The sequence below is a fragment of the Brevundimonas sp. AAP58 genome (assembly GCF_001295975.1).
Taxonomy (GTDB): domain Bacteria; phylum Pseudomonadota; class Alphaproteobacteria; order Caulobacterales; family Caulobacteraceae; genus Brevundimonas.
Genome location: NZ_LJHU01000081.1, coordinates 1 through 21,014, shown reverse-complemented (window position 1 = coordinate 21,014; position 21,014 = coordinate 1). Strand labels below are relative to the sequence as shown.

The 21,014-nt window shown below is 69.0% G+C and carries 21 protein-coding genes and 1 tRNA gene; 14 read left to right on the top strand and 8 right to left on the bottom strand.

From position 1 onward, the window contains the following. The first annotated feature begins 76 nt into the window (after positions 1-76). Positions 77-529, top strand: coding sequence for a PaaI family thioesterase (locus tag IP78_RS11250; protein WP_054111777.1), 453 nt, complete (start codon positions 77-79; stop codon positions 527-529). Here IP78_RS11250 and IP78_RS11245 read toward each other — a convergent pair. Further along, the gene (locus IP78_RS11245) at positions 526-1,224 is read right to left on the bottom strand and encodes a pirin family protein (protein ID WP_054111776.1); all 699 of its coding nucleotides are present in this window, start codon (positions 1,222-1,224) and stop codon (positions 526-528) included. The two genes, IP78_RS11250 and IP78_RS11245, sit on opposite strands and share 4 nt — an antisense overlap. A gap of 99 nt (positions 1,225-1,323) precedes the next feature. Beyond that, positions 1,324-2,067 (bottom strand): SIMPL domain-containing protein, encoded by a 744-nt coding sequence (locus tag IP78_RS11240; RefSeq protein WP_054111775.1) that lies wholly within the window; start codon positions 2,065-2,067, stop codon positions 1,324-1,326. A gap of 195 nt (positions 2,068-2,262) precedes the next feature. Here IP78_RS11240 and IP78_RS11235 point away from each other — a divergent pair. Then, positions 2,263-2,338: transfer RNA gene (locus tag IP78_RS11235), tRNA-Ile, on the top strand. A 251-nt stretch (positions 2,339-2,589) separates the two neighbouring features. Here the strand turns inward: IP78_RS11235 and recN are convergent. After that, positions 2,590-4,290, bottom strand: coding sequence for a DNA repair protein RecN (gene recN, locus IP78_RS11230; RefSeq protein ID WP_054111774.1), 1,701 nt, complete (start codon positions 4,288-4,290; stop codon positions 2,590-2,592). 67 nt (positions 4,291-4,357) lie between these two features. Beyond that, positions 4,358-5,200, bottom strand: coding sequence for an outer membrane protein assembly factor BamD (locus tag IP78_RS11225; protein WP_054111773.1), 843 nt, complete (start codon positions 5,198-5,200; stop codon positions 4,358-4,360). Positions 5,201-5,404: 204 nt separating this feature from the next. Between IP78_RS11225 and IP78_RS11220 the strand changes: the two genes are divergently transcribed. The 8 genes from IP78_RS11220 (at position 5,405) to ychF (ending at position 12,472) form a co-directional block, all read left to right on the top strand. Further along, positions 5,405-6,337 carry a ribose-phosphate pyrophosphokinase gene (locus IP78_RS11220; RefSeq protein ID WP_054111772.1) on the top strand — a complete coding sequence of 311 codons (933 nt, stop codon included), beginning with the start codon at positions 5,405-5,407 and terminating at the stop codon, positions 6,335-6,337. Between the two features lie 83 nt (positions 6,338-6,420). Continuing rightward, positions 6,421-7,623, top strand: a complete 1,203-nt coding sequence (locus tag IP78_RS11215; protein ID WP_054111771.1) for a hypothetical protein — start codon at positions 6,421-6,423, stop codon at positions 7,621-7,623. Between the two features lie 109 nt (positions 7,624-7,732). Further along, complete coding sequence (locus IP78_RS11210; RefSeq protein WP_054111770.1) at positions 7,733-8,803, top strand: hypothetical protein; 1,071 nt, start codon at positions 7,733-7,735, stop codon at positions 8,801-8,803. Positions 8,804-8,928: 125 nt separating this feature from the next. Beyond that, entirely contained in the window at positions 8,929-9,600 is a 672-nt protein-coding gene (locus IP78_RS11205; protein WP_054111769.1) for a 50S ribosomal protein L25/general stress protein Ctc, read from the top strand. 74 nt (positions 9,601-9,674) lie between these two features. Then, positions 9,675-10,289 (top strand): aminoacyl-tRNA hydrolase, encoded by a 615-nt coding sequence (gene pth, locus IP78_RS11200; protein WP_054111768.1) that lies wholly within the window; start codon positions 9,675-9,677, stop codon positions 10,287-10,289. A gap of 146 nt (positions 10,290-10,435) precedes the next feature. Further along, a complete protein-coding gene (locus IP78_RS11195; RefSeq protein ID WP_231680996.1) occupies positions 10,436-10,846 on the top strand; it encodes a copper chaperone PCu(A)C in 411 nt (136 codons plus the stop codon). Between the two features lie 87 nt (positions 10,847-10,933). After that, the gene (locus IP78_RS11190) at positions 10,934-11,329 is read left to right on the top strand and encodes a hypothetical protein (RefSeq protein WP_054111766.1); all 396 of its coding nucleotides are present in this window, start codon (positions 10,934-10,936) and stop codon (positions 11,327-11,329) included. Between the two features lie 42 nt (positions 11,330-11,371). Then, on the top strand, positions 11,372-12,472 hold the full coding sequence (gene ychF, locus IP78_RS11185) for a redox-regulated ATPase YchF (RefSeq protein ID WP_054111765.1): 1,101 nt from the start codon (positions 11,372-11,374) through the stop codon (positions 12,470-12,472). Here ychF and IP78_RS11180 read toward each other — a convergent pair. The 3 genes from IP78_RS11180 to IP78_RS11170 form a co-directional block, all read right to left on the bottom strand. Continuing rightward, the gene (locus IP78_RS11180; RefSeq protein WP_054111764.1) at positions 12,465-13,463 is read right to left on the bottom strand and encodes an alpha/beta hydrolase; all 999 of its coding nucleotides are present in this window, start codon (positions 13,461-13,463) and stop codon (positions 12,465-12,467) included. The two genes, ychF and IP78_RS11180, sit on opposite strands and share 8 nt — an antisense overlap. 106 nt (positions 13,464-13,569) lie before the next feature. Beyond that, positions 13,570-14,298 (bottom strand): hypothetical protein, encoded by a 729-nt coding sequence (locus IP78_RS11175; protein ID WP_054111763.1) that lies wholly within the window; start codon positions 14,296-14,298, stop codon positions 13,570-13,572. Then, positions 14,295-14,798 carry an RNA polymerase sigma factor gene (locus IP78_RS11170; protein WP_054111762.1) on the bottom strand — a complete coding sequence of 168 codons (504 nt, stop codon included), beginning with the start codon at positions 14,796-14,798 and terminating at the stop codon, positions 14,295-14,297. Before IP78_RS11170 ends, IP78_RS11175 begins: the two co-directional genes overlap by 4 nt. 104 nt (positions 14,799-14,902) lie before the next feature. On the opposite strand from IP78_RS11170, the gene IP78_RS11165 reads away from it, so the two are divergent. After that, positions 14,903-16,198, top strand: a complete 1,296-nt coding sequence (locus IP78_RS11165; RefSeq protein ID WP_231680995.1) for a S8 family serine peptidase — start codon at positions 14,903-14,905, stop codon at positions 16,196-16,198. A 96-nt stretch (positions 16,199-16,294) separates the two neighbouring features. Beyond that, the gene (locus tag IP78_RS11160; RefSeq protein WP_156320380.1) at positions 16,295-17,044 is read left to right on the top strand and encodes a hypothetical protein; all 750 of its coding nucleotides are present in this window, start codon (positions 16,295-16,297) and stop codon (positions 17,042-17,044) included. A gap of 60 nt (positions 17,045-17,104) precedes the next feature. Here the strand turns inward: IP78_RS11160 and IP78_RS11155 are convergent, their stop codons facing one another. Continuing rightward, positions 17,105-17,599: a hypothetical protein gene (locus IP78_RS11155; protein WP_054111760.1), complete on the bottom strand. Its 495-nt coding sequence runs from the start codon at positions 17,597-17,599 to the stop codon at positions 17,105-17,107. A gap of 101 nt (positions 17,600-17,700) precedes the next feature. Here IP78_RS11155 and IP78_RS11150 point away from each other — a divergent pair, with 101 nt between their 5' ends. Both IP78_RS11150 and IP78_RS11145 read left to right on the top strand, forming a co-directional pair. After that, positions 17,701-19,920: a TonB-dependent hemoglobin/transferrin/lactoferrin family receptor gene (locus IP78_RS11150; protein WP_054111759.1), complete on the top strand. Its 2,220-nt coding sequence runs from the start codon at positions 17,701-17,703 to the stop codon at positions 19,918-19,920. A 35-nt stretch (positions 19,921-19,955) separates the two neighbouring features. Continuing rightward, positions 19,956-20,933: a DUF6607 family protein gene (locus IP78_RS11145; RefSeq protein WP_054111758.1), complete on the top strand. Its 978-nt coding sequence runs from the start codon at positions 19,956-19,958 to the stop codon at positions 20,931-20,933. The last annotated feature ends 81 nt before the right edge of the window (positions 20,934-21,014 follow it).

The window sequence follows — 21,014 nt, the reverse complement described above, 5'->3', positions numbered from 1 at the left end:
CCGACGCGCGTTCGGTGTCTGGGGCCTCCCCCTCCACCGCTTCGCGGTCCCCCTCCCCCAAAGGGGGAGCACTCTCATGCCCAATATCTTCGAGGCGGCCGCGGGCCTGTCCGGTGTCGAGCAGCTGAAGCTCGCCTTCCAGGGCGAGGAGCTGGCCGCGCCCATTGCCCGCACGCTCGACTATCGCCTGACCGAGGTCGAGGAAGGTCGCGTCGTGTTCGAGGGCACGCCGACACAGGCGGTCTACAACCCCATCGGCACGGTGCACGGCGGCTGGATGGCGACGCTGCTGGATTCGGCCTGCGCCTGCGCCGTCCACTCCACCCTGAAGCCCGGTCAGGTCTATACGACGCTGGAGATCAAGACGGTCTTCCACCGCGCCCTGACCGAAGGCGTGCCGGTCCGCTGCATCGGCACCATCCTTCAGGTCGGCCGAAAGGCGGGCTTCTCGGAAGCCCGCCTCGAAGGCCTGGACGGCAAGCTCTACGCCACCGCCACCTCGACCTGCCTGGTGATGGAACGGCCTTAGGCCGCGTCGACCAGGACGATCTCCGCGTCGTTGACCGCCGTGACCGTCAGGGCGTCCTCGCCCTTGATGGCCGCGCCGTCGCGCGCGTTCAGGCGCAGACCGTTGACCTCGACGACGCCCTTGGCCGGGACCAGATAGCCGCGCCGCGCCGCGCCAAGCGGATAGGTCGCGCTCTCGCCCGCCTTCAGCGTCGCGCCCACGACCCGCGCGTCGGTGCGGATCGGCAGGGCGTCCGTGTCATCCTCGAAGCCCGAGGCCAGGACCACGAACTGACCGGCCCGCTCGCCCTTGGGGAAGGGCTTGGCACCCCAGCTGGGCTTTTCGCCACGCCGGGTCGGCTCGATCCAGATCTGGAAGATGCGGGTCGTCTCGGGCTCGATGTTGTACTCGGCGTGGCGGATGCCGGTGCCCGCGCTCATCACCTGGACGTCGCCGGCCTCGGTGCGGCCCTTGTTGCCCAGGCTGTCCTCGTGGGTGATGGCCCCGTCGCGGACATAGGTGATGATCTCCATGTCCGAGTGCGGATGGGGCGGAAAGCCCGAGTTGGACGCGATCTCGTCGTCGTTCCAGACGCGCAGATTGCCCCAGCTCATGCGGTTGGGGTCATAGTAGCTGGCGAAGGAGAAGTGGTGCTTGGCCTTGAGCCAGCCGTGGTCGGCGCCGCCCAGGCTGTCGAAGGGTCTGACTTCGATCATCGTGGTCTCTCCGGCGGCGGGCCGTCCCGCCGCGTGTTGCTGTGACGGGAATATAGGGCCGCCGGAAAGAACCGCAACAGTATTGGTGCCTATAGTGACCTAGCGGCCGATGTCATAGGTCCCGGTGATGTCGATCCGCACCGTCAGCTGCCCCGCCGCGACCGGAGTGGACGCGTCCGCCACCTCCATGCGAGCCATGGCATAGACCGGCATCGGCGGCTGAGGCGAATACCCGCCGCCCTCGCTCAGCGACCGGATCGGCCCCAGCTCGACGCCGAGCTCCTGGGCATACAGCCGCGCCTTGTCCTGTAGCGCGCGCACGGCCAGGACCCTGGCCTGATCCTCGGCCGCCTTGGGATCCTTCAATCCAAAGCCGATGCCGTCGATCTGGTTGACCCCGGCGGCGACCACCGCGTCGGCGATCCGGCCCGTGGCGTCGATGTCCATGACCTGGACCGTCACCCGGTTGGACGCCTGATAGCCCCGCAGGCGGGGCGGCTCGTTCTGCTGATAGTCGTACTGAGCCGACAGGTTCAGGCCCGAGGTCTGGATGTCACGTTCCTCGATACCGGCACGACGCAAGGCGGCGAAGACCTCGGTCATGCGGGCCGCATTATCGGCCATCGCCGCCTGGGCGGTCGAGGCCTCGGTCGTGACGCCGAAGGTGATGGTGGCCATGTCGGGCGCGACCTTGACCTCGCCATGGGCCGACAGATTGAGCGCGGGCTGCGCGGCCATGGCGTGGACGGACATGGGAGCGGTGGGGGCGGACTGGGCGAGGGCGGCCGGAGCCGACAGGCCGATCACGGCGGCACCCAACATCAGGGCGGGAAGGGACTTCATGAGGACACAGCCTTTCGGAGACGGATTCGTGCGACGGCCATGCTCTCCGGGACGGCCGTGGCGGGACCATGACACCGAACGCCTGAACGGACATATGGCTCCGCTTGCAGACGCCGTTCATCGGGATGAATTCGCCGACAGGGTCCCCGCTTTCGTCCGGACGCCACGCCTGCTAGGCGGGAGCCCTGCCATCGGGGGCCCGTAGCTCAATGGTTAGAGCCGACCGCTCATAACGGTCTGGTTGGGGGTTCGAGTCCCTCCGGGCCTACCATCTCCCGATCGTCCGGAAGGCGGGTGCTGCGTCTGCTCTTTTGGCGGGGGGCGCATGCCGTGAGCGGACCGGAACCGGTTTGGCAAGGCGGGGGCAGCGAACCTGAATGCCCTCCGCTCATCAAGCAACGAGGCTTCCGGGTTCTTTTTGTCACGCCTTCGGCGCAACGCCCTCGACCTCGCAGTTGCAGCGCTCGGACTTGTGGGCCGAGGATCGGTCCGCGACACCAGCAACGATGACAACCCCTCAGCCTACCCGATCAGCGCTCGGGCCGCCCCTCTCGCCTCATCGGTCACCACAGCGCCCGACAGCATCCGCGCGATCTCTTCATGACGGTCGGCATCGGAAAGTGGATCGACGGTGGTGATTGTCTGACCGTCGGCATCGGCCTTGCGGACCTTCCAGTGGACGTGTCCTCGGGCGGCGACCTGGGGGCTGTGAGTGACGACCAGGACCTGGGCACCCGTTGACAGGCGTTTCAGACGCTGGCCCACGGCCTCGGCGACAGCCCCGCCGACGCCCTGATCGACTTCGTCGAAGATCATGACGGGCTGACGCTGGTCCTCGCGGCCCGCGAGCGCGGCCTTCATGGCGAGCGCGAAGCGGGCCAGTTCACCACCCGAGGCGATGGCGTCCAGGGGGCCGAAAGGGGTTCCCGCGTTGGTGGCGATCTCGAAGCGGGCGGTCTCGACACCGAGCGGGCCGCGTCGGCCCTCGGCCACCGGTTCCAGCGCGACGCGGAAGCGGGCGCGTTCCAGCTTCAGCGGACCCAGCTCCTCGGCCACGGCCCGTTCAAGACGTTCGGCGGCGGCTTCACGCGCGGAGGTCAGCAGGGTGGCGGCGACGTCGTAGGCCTCGCGCGCGGCGGCGGCCTCCCGGCCCGCGAGGGTCAGGGCCTCGGCCCCATCCTCGATAAGGCGGAGTTGCTCGCGCAAGCTCACCCGCATCGCCGGGAGGGCGTGGACGGGGGTGTTCAGCTTTCGGGCGGCGGCGCGGAGCGCGAACAGCCGCTCTTCGGCTTTGTCCAGACGGCCGGGCTCGAAGTCGAAGGCGTTGGCGGCGGCGTCGACCTCGGCGATGGCCTCGGTGGCCTCGACCAGGGTGCGATCGATGGCCTCGGCGGCGGACAGCAGGCGGACCTGGACGGGATGATCCTCGCCGACGCCGGCCTGGGTCGCCCTCTGCCGAGCGTGTTCGACGGCGCGAAGGGCCGAGGCCAGGCGCTGGCTCAGCTTATCGCCACCCAGCTGGGCCCGGGCGTCGGCGAGATCGGCCATCGCCTTTTCAGCCGCGCCGAGGACGGCGCGTTCGCCAGCGAGCTCAGTCTCCTCGTCCTCGCGCGGGTCGAGGTCGTCCAGTTCGGCGAGGGTCTGGGAAATTTCCTCGGCGCGGGCGGCGGCGTCGGCGGCCTGGGCCTTGAGCGCGTCGAGCCTGGACTCGGCGGCCTTCAGCGTCTCGTGGGCGCGGGAGACGCCGCCGAGCTGGGGCGACAGTCCCCCGTAGGCGTCGAGCAGGGCGCGGTGAGTCTTCCAGTCCAGCAGGCCGACGGTCTCGTGCTGGCCATGAACCTCGACGAGGCGGGCGCCGATTTCACGCAGCGCCGCGACACCCGCGGGCTGATCGTTGACGTAAGCCCGACTACGACCGTCGGCGGAGACGACGCGGCGCAGGATCAGCTCCTCGCCGGGTTGGGCGTCGAAGCCCTTCTCCTCGATCAGGGCGATCAGATCGGGGTCATCGGGGGCCTCGAAGACGGCGGTGGCCACGGCCTGCTTGGCCCCGGCGCGAACCAGTCCGGCCTCCCCGCGCCCGCCCAGCGCAAGGCCCAGGGCGTCCAGAATGATCGATTTCCCCGCCCCCGTCTCGCCGGTCAGGACAGTCAGACCCGCCTCGACCTCGAGATCGAGCGCGTCGACCAGCACCACATCACGGATCGACAGGCGGGTCAGCATGAGGGGACGGGTCGCGAGGCGTGATTCGTCATCGCCGCCACTCTAGACCAGAACAGTCCGGGAACGATCAGCCCGGAATGATCCGCTGCAACCAGCTTTCGCGTTGCGCGGTCGGCTCGGTTTCCGGACGGACGCCCTCGTCGGTCAGAATCGCATAGGCTTCGGCGTACCAGACGCTGCCCGGATAGTTGTAGCCGAGAACGGCGCCGTTGCGCGTCGCCTCGTCCTTCAGACCCAGGCCCAGATAGACCTCGACCAGGCGATACAGCGCCTCGGGCGTGTGCGAGGTGCGCTGGAAGGCCTCGTTGTCGACAACGGTGCGATAGCGGCCGATGGCGGCGAGCGGCTGGTTGGCGCGCTGATAGTAGCGGCCGATGGCCATTTCCTTGCCGGCGAGCTGATCGTTGACGAGGTCGATCTTCACCACCGCGTCAGTGGCGTAGGACGAGCCGGGATAGCGACGCGCGACATCACGCAGCGCGACCAGGGCCTGTTCCGCCCGGCCCTGATCACGGCCCACGTCGACGATCTGCTCGAAGTGGCAGGTGGCCCGCATGTAATAGGCGTAGGCGGCCGAAGGACTACCGGGGAACAGCTGGATGAAGCGGTTGGCCGCCGAGATCGATTCTTCGTAGTTGCCGTTCTGATAGTAGGCGTAGATCTGCATCAGAATGGCGCGGCGCGACCACTCCGAATACGGATGCTGGCGCTCGACTTCCTGGAAGTAGTCCACGGCGTCGGCCCAACGGCTACGCTGAAGCCGCTCGTAGCCGGTGTTGTAGAGCAGCTCGACCGGCCGCTCTTCATAAGCGAGGCGCGGACGGTTGGACCCGCCGTTGCAGGCCGCCAGCGTCAGCGTTGAAACAGCCACCAGGGCCAGGATGGACGAAGACCGCAGGGAGATCGGCAAGTCGAAACCTCTTCACGCGCCACCGGAACCGCGCATCGCGATCACCCGGACATCGAGACGGCGTTCTCTAGCACCGGCATTCGACGCGCGCCATGCACCGGACGAGCGGCGATGACGGCTTGCGACGAACCCGACGGCTGCTAAAGAGCGCGCCAGACAGACCCGTCGTCTTTGGCGGCGTGATGACGGCGAAAGGATGACCGGATGAAGCTGCTCTCTGGCAACTCGAACCGGACCCTGTCCCAGGCCATCGCCGACCACCTCGACATGCCTCTGACACGCGCGCAGGTGAAGCGGTTCGCCGACAACGAGGTCTTCGCGGTCATCGAGGAAAATGTGCGCGGCGAAGACGTCTTCGTCATTCAGTCGACCAGCGCGCCGGCCAACGACAATCTGATGGAGTTGCTGATCTGCATCGATGCCCTGGTGCGGGCCTCGGCGCGAAGGATCACGGCGGTCATGCCCTACTTCGGCTATGCGCGTCAGGATCGGAAAACCGGAGGGCGCACGCCGATCTCGGCCAAGCTGGTGGCCAATATGATCACGCGGGCAGGCGCGGATCGCGTGCTGACGATGGATCTGCACGCCGGACAGATCCAGGGCTTCTTCGATATCCCGACCGACAACCTGGTGGCGACACCGGTCCTGGCCCAGGACATCAAGGAGACCTATCAGCGAGGCAACCTGATGATCGTCTCGCCCGATGTCGGCGGCGTCGTCCGGGCCCGCTCTCTGGCCGAACGGCTGAACGTCGATCTCGCCATCGTCGACAAGCGTCGCCCCAGGGCCGGCGAGAGCGAGGTCATGAACATCATCGGCGACGTCTCCGGTCGCGAATGCATCCTGTTCGACGACATCGTCGATTCGGGCGGCACCCTGGTGAACGCCGCCAAGGCTTTGATGGAGGCGGGCGCGACGCAGGTCTCGGCCTACATCAGCCACGGCGTGCTGTCCGGCCCGGCCGTGCAGCGGGTCACGGACGGTCCGCTGAAGGAGCTGGTCATCACAGACTCCATCGAACAGCCGATGGAGGTCGTGAACTGCAAGAAAATCCGCACCGTGCCGGTCGCGCCCCTGATCGGCGAGGCCATCCGCCGCATCGCCAACGAAGAGTCGGTGTCGAAACTGTTCGACTGACGGGGCGTTGAGGGGCCTTCGCCTCAAAACCGCCCGGGGCCGGGGGTCTGTTGACCCGAGAAGAACCATGGGGAGTTCGTTTCATGCGTCCAGTCGCCCTCGCGCGCGCCGCCGCGTCCCTTCTGGCCATCGCGGTGGTCGCCGGCTGTGCCGCCGGTCCGTCCGAGGAGCAGCTTCGCGCCGAGGCCCAGGCGGAGCTCGCCGCCCTGCAAGCCCGGGCGGCCGCCGCCCGGCCGCCGATCTCGCTGAACAGCAATGTGATCCAGGAAGCGGCGGTCTATCTCGCCTACACCCGGGACATGGCGACCCTGCGCGGCGGCTTTGAAAGCCCCGCAGAAATTCAGGCGGCTCTGCAACGGGGCGCTGGATACGACGCCCGTCAGGTCTCGCGCGGGCTGATCGCCTATGCCGCAATCCTGGCCACGCAGTCGCCGGAGTTCGTGACCGGGGTCCAGACGTTCGCCCGCGACCGCGAAACCCGCAACGCCATGGTTGATCGCATCGTGGCCAATCCAGCATCGGCCTCAACCCTGCCGGGCGCGGACGCCGCCGCGGGCCTGATCATCGCCACCCTGGACGAGGACATCCGGCGCCTGCGCGAAGCGGCGGATTCCGTCGAGAACGACGCCTATGCCATCCAGGCCGACCGGCGGACCAGTTGGGCCCGGGTGCACGTCAGCGACCGGGAGGGCCGCCTCGCCAGTGTCCGCGCCTTGAGCCGCCCCAATCTCGCGCCGGCCGATGAGGCCGCGCGATTGAGCGCCGCCGTGCAGTCCGGGACGGGACTGGGCCTGGCATCCACCGATCGCCGACGTTCTCCCCCCTATCCGCAGTCGGTCGAGAACGCCCTGGCGCTGGCGGCGCTGGCACTGCTGGACGGTGCGGGCGAAAACGCCCGGGCCAACACCGACGCCCTGATGTTCGAGCGGCAGAGCCTGGACTGCTTCGAAAGCTCCAAGCTGAACCTGTTCCAATGCCTCGCGGCGTCGCGCCCACAGTACGAGGACATGTTCTGCCTGGGTCGGCATGTGGTACGCGATCTGGGCCAGTGCGCGCGCGGAACAGCCCTGCCGGCCGGCCAGATCACCGTCGGGGCTCCGACCCAGACCCAGGTCAATGCTCCGACTCGGTCGCCGGTCGACCAGGCTGCTCCGCGAGCCGTCCCGATCACGCCGACGCCCCTGACGACCGCCCCTCCCCCTCTGGCGACGCCGTCCCAGACGCAGTCGCCCTCGCAGAGTACGACTCAGCGCCTCAACTCGGGACTCGCGGCGCCGGAGAGTTGAACTCGCCCGTCGGGATTAACCGTCGGAAAACCCTGCGCTGCGCCTTATAAGTCTCCGTCATCGCCCGGCTGGTCGAGGCTGCGGGCTATTCTTCGTGGGGAAGCGTTTCATGCGTCTGGGCCAATCGCGCGGCTTGATCGCCGTTGCCGCCGCCGCTGCCATCCTGGCGGCCTGTTCCAAGCCCGAGCCGATCGTGGTGGTCGAGGCTCCACCACCCCCGCCGCCGCCGCCTGTCGCCTTGAATCAGGGCGTCGCCGATGCGGCCTCCATCTATGTGTCGTTCATCCGGGATGTGAGCACCATTCCCGCCGGCGGGTTCCAGGATGCGGAATCCATCCAGTCGGCGATGCGTCGGGGCGCGGCTTACGATCCGGCCACCCTGTCGCGCGGGATGATCGCCTATGGATCCATACTGGCGCTGCAGTCGCCTGAGTTCGTGCAAGGGGTGCGCACCTACGCCGTCGATCCGGCGGTCCGGGCCGAACTCGTCGCCAACATCTCGCGCGATCCGGCCTATGCCGCGACCCTGCCGGGGGCCGAGGCTGCGGCGGGCCTGATTGTGGCAACGCTGAACCAGGACATCACCGCCTTGACCGCCATCGCCGAGGGGGTGGAGAACGACGCCTACACGATTCAGGGACGACGCGACCCGCGCCGCCGCTGGGCCATCCAGCCGATCGCCGATCGCGAGTCCCGGCTTGAGTCCATCAAGACCCTGTCAGCCGGACAGATGCTCCCCTCGGCAGAGGACTCGGCGCGCCTGTTCGCCGCCGCCAATAGCGGAGCCGGCCTGTCGCCGAGCGGATCGGCGACTGTGGCTCCCTATACCCCGGCTGTCGTCCATTCGCTGGCGATCGCCGCTCTGGCGGCGCTCGGGGCCGGCGGTGACGACGCGCGGGGCAGCACCGAAGCCCTGTCGATCGAGGCGAACGCCCAGTTCTGCCTGGACATGTCGAAACTGAACCTCTTCCAGTGTCTGGCGGCGTCTCGGCCGAGCTATGAGGACATGTTCTGCATCGGCCGCCACATCGTCCGCGATCTGGCGACGTGCACCACCGAGGCGATCACGCCGCGCACCCTGGCCCCATCGCCCGACACCATGATCGCCCAGGTCACACCGGTTGCGGCCGAGGCCACCACCGCAGCCTTGCAGGCCACCGAACCCAGCCCGAACCGATAGCGCCAGGGCGGTTGCGCCCACGGGCTCTTGCGTGTAATAGCCCGCGCTCTTGAATTCGAGGGTTCCAAGACCCCGCCTGTGCGCGCCCTGACGGCGCAGGCGCATTTGTCATTGAGGCGAGCCAGATGGCCGAGATCATTCTGAACGTGGACGTCCGCGAAGGCGTCGGCACCGGTGGGGCGCGCGCCGCTCGTCGCGCGGGCGCGGTCCCGGGCATCCTTTACGGCGGTGGCAAGCCCCCGGTCGCCATCTCGGTCGCCGAAAAGGAGTTCAAGAAGAACCTCTACACCGGCAAGCTGCTGGGCCACCTCGTGACCCTGAAGTATGGCCAGGAAACCCAGCCGGTCATCGCCAAGGACGTGCAGTTCGATCCGGTCACCGACCGTCCGCTGCACTTCGACCTGATGCGGGTCGAGGAAGACCAGACCATCAAGATCGAGGTCCCGGTCCACTTCATCAACGAGGACCAATGCAAGGCCTTCCGTCAGGGGGGCTCGCTTGAGATCGTCCGCCACTCGGTGGAGATCAAGGTTCCGGCCAACCACATCCCTGAAGATCTGATCGTCGATCTGGCCAACCATAAGCTGGGCGACACCATCCGCTGGTCGGACGTCAAGGTTCCGTCGGACGTCGAAGCCACCATCACCGACCGTGACTTCGTGATCGCCTCGATCAAGTCGTCTTCGGCCGCCAAGGCCGCCGACGAGATCGAGGAAGCCATCGCCGAAGAACAGGCCGCTGCGGCCGAGGAAGCCTCCGCCGAGGTTCCGGCTTCGGAGCAGAAGGCCGAGGACTGATCCTCGCGTTCCTGTCGTTCTGAACGCGGCCCCTCCGGCGACGGACGGGGCCGCTTTCGTATCCGGACATCGCCATGCTGATCCTCGCCGGCCTGGGCAATCCGGGCGCCAAATACGAGAAGAACCGCCACAACATCGGCTTCATGGCCGTGGACGAGATCGCGCGTCGCTGGCGGTTCGGGGCCGAGCGGGCCAAATTCCAGTCGGTGATCGCCGAGGGCGAGGTCGAGGGGACGAAGATCCTCCTGATGAAGCCCCAGACCTTCATGAACAACTCCGGCCACGCGGTCGGCGAGGCGGCGCGGTTCTACAAGGTCACGCCGGATCGGGTCGTCGTCTTCCACGACGAGATCGACCTGGCGCCGGGCCGGTTCCGCATGAAGACCGGCGGTGGCGCGGCAGGGCAGAACGGCGTGCGCAGCCTGATTAGCCAGCTGGGACCGGACTTCCGCCGGGCGCGCATGGGCGTGGGGCATCCGGGGCGGCCCGAGCTGGTCCATGCCCATGTGCTGAGCGATTTCCACAAGGCCGAGCAGCCGTGGCTGGAGGCGCTGCTGGCGGCCTGCGCCGACGCCCTGCCCTTCGCCGTGCGTGGCGAGGACGAGCGGTATCAGGCCGAGGTGCTGCGGCTGGCGCCCGCGCCGAAGTTCAGCCCGCGCCAGGCCGCGCAGGGACAGGCGGGCGAATAGCCGCGCCACCGCATCTGGCTGAAGACCGCTTGCGGCGTTAAGGCGTCGCCAAACCCGTGTTTGTAGGAAGATCTATGCATCGCTTGGCCCTCGTCGTCTTGGCAGCCGTTGCACTCTCCGCCTGCTCGCCGTCTTCTGAAAGGGCCGTGACCGGCGAGGCGGGCGCGTCCGCTATCGCCGTGACCGATGCCCTGTGCCGCCCGACGCCGAACGGGCGTCAGGTCACGGGCTGCTACATGACCCTGACCTCGCCTGTGGACGATACCCTGGTGTCGGTCGAGAGTCCGGTCGCGGCGCTGGCGCAGGTCCACGAGACCCGCATGGAATCCAACATGATGATGATGCGCGAGCTCGAGGCCGGCCTGCCGCTGCCGGCGGGGGAAGCCGTGCAGCTCAAGCCCGGGGGCAATCACGTCATGCTGATGGGCGTGCGCGAGCCGCTCCGCGCGGGCCAAACGGTCGCTCTGACCCTGACCTTCGCCAACGCCGCGCCGGTCGAGGTGACGGCCAACGTTGGCCAGCCCCCGGCGTCGGGCGAGGACCACAGCGGGCACTGATCCCGGGGCCAGACCCGGCACCCTGTCAGAAAGCGTGGTTTGGCGATCGGGGCGGCGTGTGCTGATCTCTGGCGTGGGAGGACCCCCATGCGCCTGACACCTCTGATCCTGGCACTTGCGATCGCCGCTCCGGCGGCGGCGCAGGACGTCGAGAAGTTCAACCTGTACTGCCAGGAAGTCGAAGACGACGGCCGCCTGAGCACCGTCCTGGATCATCACTTCTCCCTCGACCTGGAAACCATGACCGTCTGTCGGGAAGGCCATTCGCGCTGCTGGGAGGTCGTCCGTCAGGGCCGGTTCCTTGAGCTGAGCTATGCGTTCAACGATGGACGCGACGACTGGCAGATGTTCCGGCTCTATGATCCGGCCTCACGCTGGCTGGTGCAGAATATCCGCAAGGTCGGCGAGCCCGGCATGGATTACGGCAGCGCCCAGTGCGAGGTCCGCCCATTCCGGTCACTGGCGCCTGACACCGGGGACTGAACGGTCTAAAGGCTCGCGCTTCCCTGTGTCCCCAAGAGCGCCATGGCCCTGAAAGTCGCGATCGTCGGCCTGCCCAACGTCGGCAAGTCCACCCTGTTCAACGCCCTGACCAAGACGGCGGCGGCGCAGGCCGCCAACTATCCGTTCTGCACGATCGAGCCGAACACCGGCGACGTGGCCGTGCCCGAGCCGCGCCTGAAGGTGCTGGCCGAAATCGCGGGATCCAAGGAGATCATCCCCTCGCGGATCACCTTCGTGGATATCGCCGGCCTGGTGCGGGGCGCGTCCAAGGGCGAGGGACTGGGCAACCAGTTCCTGGCCAACATCCGCGACTGCGACGCCGTGGCCTTCGTCGCGCGCTGCTTCGTTGACGACGACATCACCCACGTCGAGAACCGGATCGACCCGATCAGCGACCTGGAGATCATCGAGACCGAGCTGATGCTGGCTGACCTCGAGAGCCTGGAGCGTCGGCGGGTGCAGATGGAGAAGCGCGCCAAGGGCGGCGACAAGGAGAGCCAGCTGAGCCTCAAGCTGGTCGACCTGGCCCTCTCCAAGCTGAACGCCGGCAAGCCCGCGCGCACCGCCCTGCCCGAGGTGTCCAAGGAGGACCGCAAGGCTTGGGACATGCTGCAGCTGCTGACGGCGCTGCCCGCCCTCTATGTCGCCAACGTCGACGAGGCCTCGGCCGACAAGGGCAATGAACTCTCCGACCGGGTGGCCGAGCGGGCCAAGGCGGACGGGGCCAACACCGTCGTCATCTCGGCCAAGATCGACGCCGAGCTGGCCGTCCTCGACGAGGCCGAGCAGATGGAGTTCCTGGAGAGCATGGGGCTGGCCGAGCCCGGCCTGAACCGCCTGATACGCGAGGCGTATGCGCTGCTGGGTCTGCAATCCTACTTCACGGCGGGGCCGAAGGAGGCGCGGGCCTGGACCATCCCGATCGGGGCGACGGCGCCCCAGGCGGCAGGCGTGATCCACTCGGACTTCGAGAAGGGCTTCATCCGCGCCGAGACCATCGCCTTCGACGACTACGTCGCCTATCGCGGCGAGGCCAGGGCGCGCGAGGCCGGCAAGCTGCGCGCCGAGGGCAAGAGCTACGTCGTCAAGGACGGCGACGTGATGAACTTCCTGTTCAGCTGAGGCCGTCCGGCGCGGAGACCGCCGCGACGCGGCTGGCGAAGGCGACCGACCGCTCCAGAGCCAGGCGGCCCGCATCGGTGTCGAGGTCGAACTGATACTCGTGACCCAGCGGCGGGTCGTGGTCGGGAAGGAACAGGGTGTCGACCGTGACGCCCTGACCTCGCAGGGCTTCGACGAGAGCAAGCGAGTGAGGCAGGAGCGGATCGCCGTTTCCGGCCGAAATGAAGCTGGGCGGAAAGTTCGCGGTCACGTGCTTGACGACGGACATCAGCTGGAAGTCCGCGTCCCCGCGGTGGTCGCGTCGGCCGCTATAGGCCCAGGTGGTGGTGCGGGTGAACCAGCCGTCACCCATGAGGTCGAGATCGTAGGGACCGCAAAACAGCACGGCGCCGACGATCTGTTTCCGCCGGATCGCCGGGATGATCCCGGTACGAGCGGCGTAGTCCGGATCGGCATGCAACAGGGCGACCTGGGCCGCGATCTGGGCGCCGGCCGAGTCTCCCGCCAGGATGAGGCGATCGGGGTTCAGCCCCAGCCTTCCGCCTTCCCTCGAGACGAAGCCGAGGGCGGCGTTCACCTGCCGCACCGGGGTGGGATAGCGGGCTTCCGGCGCGATCGAATAGTCGAGGTTCACGACGGTGAAGCCGCGGCCGGCCAGCACCTTCAGATAGTTCTCGATGTCGGATCTCCGACCAGAGATGAAACCTCCGCCGTGAATCCAGACGACCGTCGCTGCTGGCGTCACATCCGGGGGCGGCCGGATGATGTCGAAGCGCGCGTCGGGATCAGAGCGGTCGTAGACGAGATCCCGTTGAACGCTGACGCCCGGCGGCGCATGGCGCTTTAGCTTCTCGGAGGTCGCGGCCGCACCGCTGTCGAATATGGCGCGGACCACCAGGACGCTGGGCCAGGGCGACCAGAGAGCGGCGACGATCGCAGAGGCCGCTAGGACCCCGATCGTGGCGGCGGCGACCTTGAGAAAGCGGCGCACGGTGATCCTCGGGGCTCAAGGAGGGCGTCGACGAAGAAGGTCTCATCTTGGGCGGTGCTTCACAATAGAGCCGGTGGAGCGCCATGGGCGCTCGGATACGGGCACGTCAGCGCCAGCCCGCGTCCCTCGCCCGCGTCTCAGCCAGCGCATCGGCCGTCTCGCCCGCGATGGACTCATCGACGGCGGCCAGCACGGCGGCGGGGGTCTCGGACGAGGCCATGCGGACCTCTCCGTCCGACGCTTCCAGCGCCGCGAGCGCGGTGACCGTCCAGGCGCCGTCGGTGCGGCAGGCGAGGCCGACCCAGCCGTCGCGCTCGGATTGGAAGGTCCGGCACCAGCGGCCCTCGAGATCCTGGAAGGTCAGGCCGACCGAAAGCCCCTGCTCGTCCGCGCCCTCCGACGCCAGGCGCCGGTCCAGCACGCGCTGGAGCCCCGCGTCCGCCACGGTCCGGTCCGGGCGCAGCGTCAGGCCCGCGTCACGGCTCGCCAGCGGGCCGAGCAGCAGGCCGCCGACAAAGGCCGCCGTGGCGAAGGCCGCCCACGGCACGGCGTGACGGGGGGCCAGAAGCTCTCCGATCCGGGCGCGCAGGCCGGCGAGCGCGTGGGGCCTGGGCGCGGCGGTGGCGGCGGCGATGCGGCGGGCGAGGTCGGCGTCGCGCGGATCGAAGGCGATGGGGAAGGCCTCGGCCAGAGCCTGTCGCGATCGGCCCATCGCTTCCATGCGGGCGGCAAGCGCGGGGTCGGTGCGAGCGGCCGCCTCCAGCCGCGCGGCGGCGTCGGGCGACAGTTCGCCGTCGCTCCAGCGCATCAGGGTTTCGTCGTCGGGCAGGCTCATCCCGTCACTCCCTGTGCGGAGAGGGTCTCGATCAGGCTCTGCCGGCCCCGCACGAGCCGACTGGTCAGGGTGCCGGCAGGCACGCCCAAAACCTGGGCGGCCTCGGCGTAGGACAGGCCTTCGATCAGCACCAGGGCCACGGCGTGCCTCTGGTCGTCGGGCAGGGCGTGGAGCGCATCGCGCGCGGCCAAGCCGTCGGCGCGCAGTGCCTCCCCCGCCTGGGCGGGATCGGCCGCGAGGGCGGCGCCTTCCTCGTCGGAGGTCAGGACGCGGCCCCAGCGCTGGGCCTTTCGGCCTTCGTCGATGGCGATGCGTCTCATGAGGGTGAAGGTCCAGCTGTCGAGTCTCGTGCCCGGACGGAAGCCGGATCGGGACGCGAGCGCCCGTTCAACGGTCTGCTGGACCAGGTCCTGCGCGTCCGCATCCGCGGGCCGCAGGACTTTGGCAAATCGGCGCAGGCGCGGAAGAAGCTCCACAAGCCCCGTCTGAAATTCGTCCAAGCGCGTTCCTCGTCCATGCGGATGAAACGACCGGCCCCGGACGTTTCATCCTTGGCATATCGAAGATGGATGCCTTTTCTTGCAAGCGGGCATCGGAGGAAGACGTGATCGGACCAATGGCCTGGACGGCGGGACTGGCGGCACTGGCGGGAGCGCTCGCTTGCGCCACGTCGACGACGGCCCAGATCGGACCGCTGACGACGCCACGACTGCCGGGCCTGCCTTCGGGCGTGACCGACCGCCTGCCCGACGTTGGGCGGGTGCAGGGGCTGGCGGGACGCGCAGTGGACGAGGCTCTGCAGGCACCGTCCCGCCTCACCGGGCTAGTCCGGCGATCGCGCGGGGCGCTGGAGGCCGACCCTCTGGGCTGGCCGGTGGTCTCAGGAGAGATCGTCGCTCTCGATCTGTCCGACGAAGCGCGGCGGGAGGCGATGGACGATGGCTACCATGTCCTGCGCGACGAGCGGCTGGAGGCGCTGGACCTGACCACGACGGTCCTCGCCCCGCCCCGGCGGTTGTCGCTGGCGCGAGCCGTGGAACGGTTGCAGGCGCTGGATCCGGGGGCGGAGATCACCTTCAATCATGTCCATGCCCCGGCCGGCGCGATCGAAGGGAGGACGTCATCGGCTCCTGCCGTGAGCGCGCCTCAGCGCGGCGGGGCCAGACTCGGCCTGATCGACACCGGCGTGGACGCCGCTCATCCTGCGCTGACGGGATCGCGGATCATCCAGAGAGGCTTCGCCGGCACGTCCCGGATCGGTGCGCATGGGACAGCCGTGGCTTCGTTGATGGTCGGGCGCAGCGGGGCCTTCTCCGGCGGCGCCCCCGGGGCGGATCTGCTGGTGGCCGACATCTACGGCGGCCAGGCGACGGGCGGAGCCTCTACGACTCTCGCCCAGGCGCTGGCCTGGATGGTGGAGCAGCGCGCCACGGTCGTGAACGTCAGCCTGGTCGGGCCGCGCAACAGTCTGGTCGAACGGGCCATCGCGCGAGCCCAGGCTGAAGGCGTGATCGTGGTGGCCGCCGTGGGCAACGATGGGCCCGCCGCTCCGCCGCTCTACCCCGCCGCCTACGCGGGCGTGGTCGGGGTGACGGGCGTGAGCGGTCGCAACCAGGTTCTGCCCGAGGCCGCGCGCGGTGCGCACGTCGATTTCGCGGCTCCGGGCGCCGACATGGCCGCGGCAGGCAGCGGCGGCGGCTGGACTTCGGTGCGGGGAACCTCCTTCGCTGCCCCGATCGTGGCCGGTCTGTTGGCCATGCGAGGACAGTCGGCGCTGGAGAGCCAGGCGACGGACCTGGGCGAGAGAGGTCGGGACCCCGTCTATGGCACCGGCCTCGTGGGAACGGCTGCGCGCGTGGCCCCCTCCGCCGTCGGGGCGCGCAGGCGTCTAAGACCCTGAGACAGAAAAAATGCAGCCGCCGGGATGAATCCCGACCGCCGCGTCGTTGGACCCTGCGAGGGCGACATGCCCGCGATGTTTTTCAGGAGACTGACGATGAAGACGCATCTGATCATGGCGACCGCCGCCTTCGGCCTGGCTCTGGCCGGGGCTGGAGCCTCCGAGGCGCAGGTTCTTGGCGGCTCCGGCGGCCTGACGGGCGGTCTGGGCGGGGGCCTGGGCGGCCAGGTCGGGGGCCTGGGCGGCTCGCTGGGCGGCAACGGCTCGCTCACCGGCGGGCTGACCGGCGGGATCGACGGACCCGGCGTGCGCGACCGGGCCACCGGCGTCACCAGCGGTGCCCTGTCCCGCGCCGAGCGTCGGGCCGAACGGCTGCGCGCCCGATCCGAGGCGGCAGCGGAACGCGCGCGGGGTCGCGTCTCCGGCGTGGCCGTCACGGCGCGTGATCGGGTCGAGAGCACGCGTGATCGAGCCGACGCCCTTGGCGACCGCGCGGGAGGCCTGGCTGGCAGCGCCCGGGGCGAGGCCGGCGGCCTGATCGGCGGCGCTGTTTCTCGCGGAAACGGCACCTTCGAAGGCCAGGGTCAGGCCGAAGGCTCGGGCATGTTGGGCGGCACCCTGTCGGGCCGCGAACTGGATGCGATGGGCTCGGCGGCCGGCTCGGGTTCGGCGTCCGGATCGGCTGGCCGCGATGACGCCCCCGCCTCGTCGGAGCAGCCCGCTCCCCGTCGCCGCGCTCGGGTCGACGCCGACGCTAGCGCGAACGGCTCGGCTTCGGCCGATCGGAACGGCGCGTCGGGGTCCTTCGGCGCCTCGGCCAACGCCGGTGTTCGTCGCGACGACTGATCCCCCCATCGCTGACGAACCGCAGCCCTGCCGCCCCCGGCAGGGCTGCTTTCGCGTCGACTAGAACCCAGCCGAACGGGCAGAGGTCTCGGCCAAGGTCGTGCACTTTCGCAGCATGACCGGGCCGCCGCTGCGATCCAGGTAGGTCAGACTCAGAGTGTCGTCCGTTACCGAGAGCTTCACCCGCTCCTGATAGCTCATCCCCTCCGCGACGCAGGCGAGCGTGGCGACATAGCCATCCGCGACCTGGTCCACCGCGCCGATGGCGCAGCTGTTTTCATAGCCCTCGAAGCGGGTCAGGGTGATCTCGATGGGTCGCTCGGGACCCTGGGTGTTCAGGCACCACGAGACGTCGGCGGCCCAGCGGCCGACGAAACTGGTCGGGCCTCGACCCGGGACCATGGACACCGCGCCCGTATCGGCCGGCACGGCCGGGTTAGGGGCCGTCACCGGAGCGGCCGGCTCAGTCGGTGGATTGACGGGCGCGGCCTCGCCGCAGGCAGCGAGAGCGAGGGCGGCGAGGACGACGACGGGGCTGACGATGTGGAGCTTCATGGCGCGCTAACGCGACACCGCCCCGCTCGGTTCATAATTGCGATTGAATTGCAGAAGCGTTCTCATTATCAATCCCGCCGTCCTCAAGCGGAGCCCTTGTCATGCGTCCCCTTCTCGCCTTGTCGGCGTCCACGCTCGCCCTCGCTCTGGCCCTGCCTGCGTTCGCATCGGACCCGGACACCAACGAGCCAGGCGTGGCGACGCAGCTGCCGCCCGTCACGGTCGTGGCGACCCGCAGCGAGACGCGCGTGGACGAGGCACCGGCCACCGTCACCGTATTCACCGCCGAGCAGATCGAGCGACTGCTGTTCACCGACATCAAGGACCTGGTCCGCTACGAGCCCGGCGTCAGCGTGGTCAGCCAGCCGGCGCGGTTCGGGGCTGCGCTCGGCACCACTGGCCGGGCAGGCAACGAGGGCTTCACCATCCGGGGGCTGGGCGGCGACCGGGTCTTGATCGTCGTGGACGGCGTGCGCAGTCCCGACGGCTTCGTCTTCGGCGCCCAGAGCGTGGGGCGCGGCGGCTATTCGGACCTGGACCTGATGCGCTCGGTCGAGATTCTGCGCGGTCCGGCCTCGGCCCTGTATGGCTCGGACGGGGTGGCAGGCGCGGTCAGCTTCACGACCAAGGACCCGGCCGACCTGCTGACCGGCGGCCGCGACGTCGCCGCCCGGGGGCGCGTGGCCTACAACTCCGCCGACGAGAGCTGGACCGAGGGACTGGCGGTCGCAGGCCGCGCCGGGGCGTGGTCGGGCCTGCTGGCCTATACCCGCCGCGACGCTCAGGAGACCGAGGCGGGCGGCGACAACGACGGGGTCGGTCCGCTGCGGACCACGGCCAACCCCCAGGACATCCAGTCCAACGCCATCCTGAGCAAGATCGTCTGGGACGTCGCACCCGGCCATGCGCTGCGCCTGACCTGGGACCACCATGACAGCGAAGTCTTCGCCGATGTGCTGAGCGGGCGGACAGCGACCGTTCTGAACCTGACGGCGAACGACGAGACGACGCGGGATCGGGTCAGTCTGGACTGGCGCGGGACCGATGTCTTCGGCCTGGAGCGCGCGCACGTCGCCGCCTACTGGCAGGAGGCTCAGACGCGGCAGTTCACCTTCGAGGACCGCACGCCGGCGGTGGACCGCACGCGCGACAACAGCTTCGACAACCAGGTCTATGGCGTCGCCGCCGACGCCCGGACGACGGTGAGCCTGGGCGGCGTCGCTCACCGCCTGACCTTCGGCGGCGACTGGTCCGAGACGCGGCAGCAGGGCGTGCGCGACGGCACGGTGCCACCGTTCGGAGAAACCTTCCCCAGCAGCCCCTTCCCCGTCACCGACTTCACCCTGGCGGGCGTCTTCCTGCAGGACGAGATTGCCCTGCTGGACGACCGGCTGAGGATCATTCCGGCGCTGCGCTATGATGCCTATGAGCTGTCGACAGACGCCGATCCGCTGTACGTCGGCGCGCGGGCGGATCAGTCCGACAGCCGCGTCTCGCCCAAGCTGGGCGTGGTCTGGCAGGCGACGCCGACCTTCCAGCTGTTCGCCAACTGGGCCGAGGGCTTCAAGGCGCCGACGCCCAGCCAGGTGAACAACGGCTTCTCCAACGCCGCCTTCGGCTATGTCTCGGTTCCCAACCCCGACCTGGAGCCCGAGACCAGCCGCAGCATCGAGGCGGGTCTGCGTCTGCGCGACATCGACTTCGCGGGCGGGGCGATGGCGTTGCAGCTGGTGGCCTTCCAGTCGGACTATGAGAACTTCATCAGCCAGCAGGTCGTGTCGGGCGCTTTCACGCCGCAGAACCCGGCGGTGTTCCAGTTCGTCAACTTCACCGACGTGGAGGTCCAGGGGCTGGAGAGCCGCGCCCGCATCGACTGGGACAACGGCTGGCGGCTGAACCTGTCGGGCGCCTGGGCCGACGGCGAGCAGACGACGGCGGGCGCGACCACGGCGCTACCGTCCATCGACCCGATCAAGCTGGTCGGCGGCCTGGGCTGGGACGATCCGCAGGGACGGTTCGGGGCCGAGGTGATCGTCACCTGGTCCGACGCCAAGAAGGCGCGCGACACCGACGGACTGGCCTGTTTCAACGCCGTGCCGGTCAACGGCTGCTATGTCGGCGACAGCTTCCGGCTGGTCGATGTGACCGGCTACTGGAACGTGACCGAGCAGGTCACGGCCCGGATCGGCGTCTTCAACCTGTTCGACGAGACCTACAGCTGGTGGAGCGACGTGCGCGGGGTGGCGAACACCTCGGCGGTGGTCGACGCCTACACCCAGCCGGGCCGCAACGTCGGCCTGTCGCTCAGCTTGCGTCTGTGACGCGCCCCTTCCCCATTCAAACGAGAGAGGTTCCCATGCGCACCCTTCTGATCGCCGCCGTCCTGATAACCGCCGGTACCCTGCCCGCCTATGCCGCCGTGATCGAGCCGGTCGCCGCCCAGGCCGAGGCGGCCGCCTTCGAGCGCGACCGTCAGGCGATCCTGGGCCAGGTCGGCAACTATCGCGTCCGGTTCGACATGCGCGAGACCGTCTCCTTCCTGCCCGGATACTCGCCGCTCGAGCCCAAGACCTCGGGCGGGTTCGAGAACGTGCGGGTGCTGGAGGACGCAGGCGACCGGATCGTGCTGCAGCACACCCTGGTCATGACCCACGAAGGCCAGACGGTAATCGTCAAGCATTGGCGTCAGGACTGGACCTATGAGCCGGAGACGGTCCTGACCTACGCCGGCCCGAACCGCTGGGTCCTGAGCCCGGTCTCGGCCGAGGATCGGGCGGGCGCCTGGTCCCAGACGGTCTGGCAGACCGACGACAGCCCTCGCTACGGCGGCGTCGGGCGATGGAGCCACGACAACGGCCTGGTTCAATGGACCAGCAACGACACGGCCAGGCCGCTGGCTCGCCGCGACGCCATCCGCGAGCGGCCCTACGACCGCTACGTCGGGGTCAACCGCCACGCCCTGATGCCGGGCGGCTGGGTTCACATCCAGGACAATCTGAAGCTGGCGGCGGCTGAAGGCGACGACGCCGGCGTGACGACCGTGGTGCACGAGGACGTGGTCAACACCTATCGTGTCTCGACCGACTATGACCCCGCGCCGGGCGACGCCTACTGGGCCGAGACGGCGGACTACTGGGCGGCGGTGCGGGCGGTCTGGGACGGAGCCATCGCGCGCCACGGCGGCATCGGCCTGGAGGAAGAACCCCAGGCCGGGGCGATCACCGGGCCGGTTCTGATGAACCTCGCCGACCAGATCCGCGAGGGCGCGGTGACCACCCAGGCCGCGATCGAGCAGGCGCGGACCTTGATCACAAACTCCACGACCGCGCCGTGATCAAATCCTCCCCCGCGTCGCGGGGGAGGGGGACCGCTGAAGGCGGTGGTGGGGGCGACCGCGCACACCGTGTCTGGGGCT

Coding starts and splice junctions, on each gene's coding strand:
- IP78_RS11250 (WP_054111777.1), top strand. CDS start 77: ATGCCCAATATCTTCGAGGCGGCCGCGGGCCTGTCCGGTGTCGAGCAG.
- IP78_RS11245 (WP_054111776.1), bottom strand. CDS start 1,224: ATGATCGAAGTCAGACCCTTCGACAGCCTGGGCGGCGCCGACCACGGC.
- IP78_RS11240 (WP_054111775.1), bottom strand. CDS start 2,067: ATGAAGTCCCTTCCCGCCCTGATGTTGGGTGCCGCCGTGATCGGCCTG.
- recN (WP_054111774.1), bottom strand. CDS start 4,290: ATGCTGACCCGCCTGTCGATCCGTGATGTGGTGCTGGTCGACGCGCTC.
- IP78_RS11220 (WP_054111772.1), top strand. CDS start 5,405: ATGAAGCTGCTCTCTGGCAACTCGAACCGGACCCTGTCCCAGGCCATC.
- IP78_RS11215 (WP_054111771.1), top strand. CDS start 6,421: ATGCGTCCAGTCGCCCTCGCGCGCGCCGCCGCGTCCCTTCTGGCCATC.
- IP78_RS11210 (WP_054111770.1), top strand. CDS start 7,733: ATGCGTCTGGGCCAATCGCGCGGCTTGATCGCCGTTGCCGCCGCCGCT.
- IP78_RS11205 (WP_054111769.1), top strand. CDS start 8,929: ATGGCCGAGATCATTCTGAACGTGGACGTCCGCGAAGGCGTCGGCACC.
- pth (WP_054111768.1), top strand. CDS start 9,675: ATGCTGATCCTCGCCGGCCTGGGCAATCCGGGCGCCAAATACGAGAAG.
- IP78_RS11190 (WP_054111766.1), top strand. CDS start 10,934: ATGCGCCTGACACCTCTGATCCTGGCACTTGCGATCGCCGCTCCGGCG.
- ychF (WP_054111765.1), top strand. CDS start 11,372: ATGGCCCTGAAAGTCGCGATCGTCGGCCTGCCCAACGTCGGCAAGTCC.
- IP78_RS11175 (WP_054111763.1), bottom strand. CDS start 14,298: ATGAGCCTGCCCGACGACGAAACCCTGATGCGCTGGAGCGACGGCGAA.
- IP78_RS11160 (WP_156320380.1), top strand. CDS start 16,295: ATGAAGACGCATCTGATCATGGCGACCGCCGCCTTCGGCCTGGCTCTG.
- IP78_RS11155 (WP_054111760.1), bottom strand. CDS start 17,599: ATGAAGCTCCACATCGTCAGCCCCGTCGTCGTCCTCGCCGCCCTCGCT.
- IP78_RS11150 (WP_054111759.1), top strand. CDS start 17,701: ATGCGTCCCCTTCTCGCCTTGTCGGCGTCCACGCTCGCCCTCGCTCTG.
- IP78_RS11145 (WP_054111758.1), top strand. CDS start 19,956: ATGCGCACCCTTCTGATCGCCGCCGTCCTGATAACCGCCGGTACCCTG.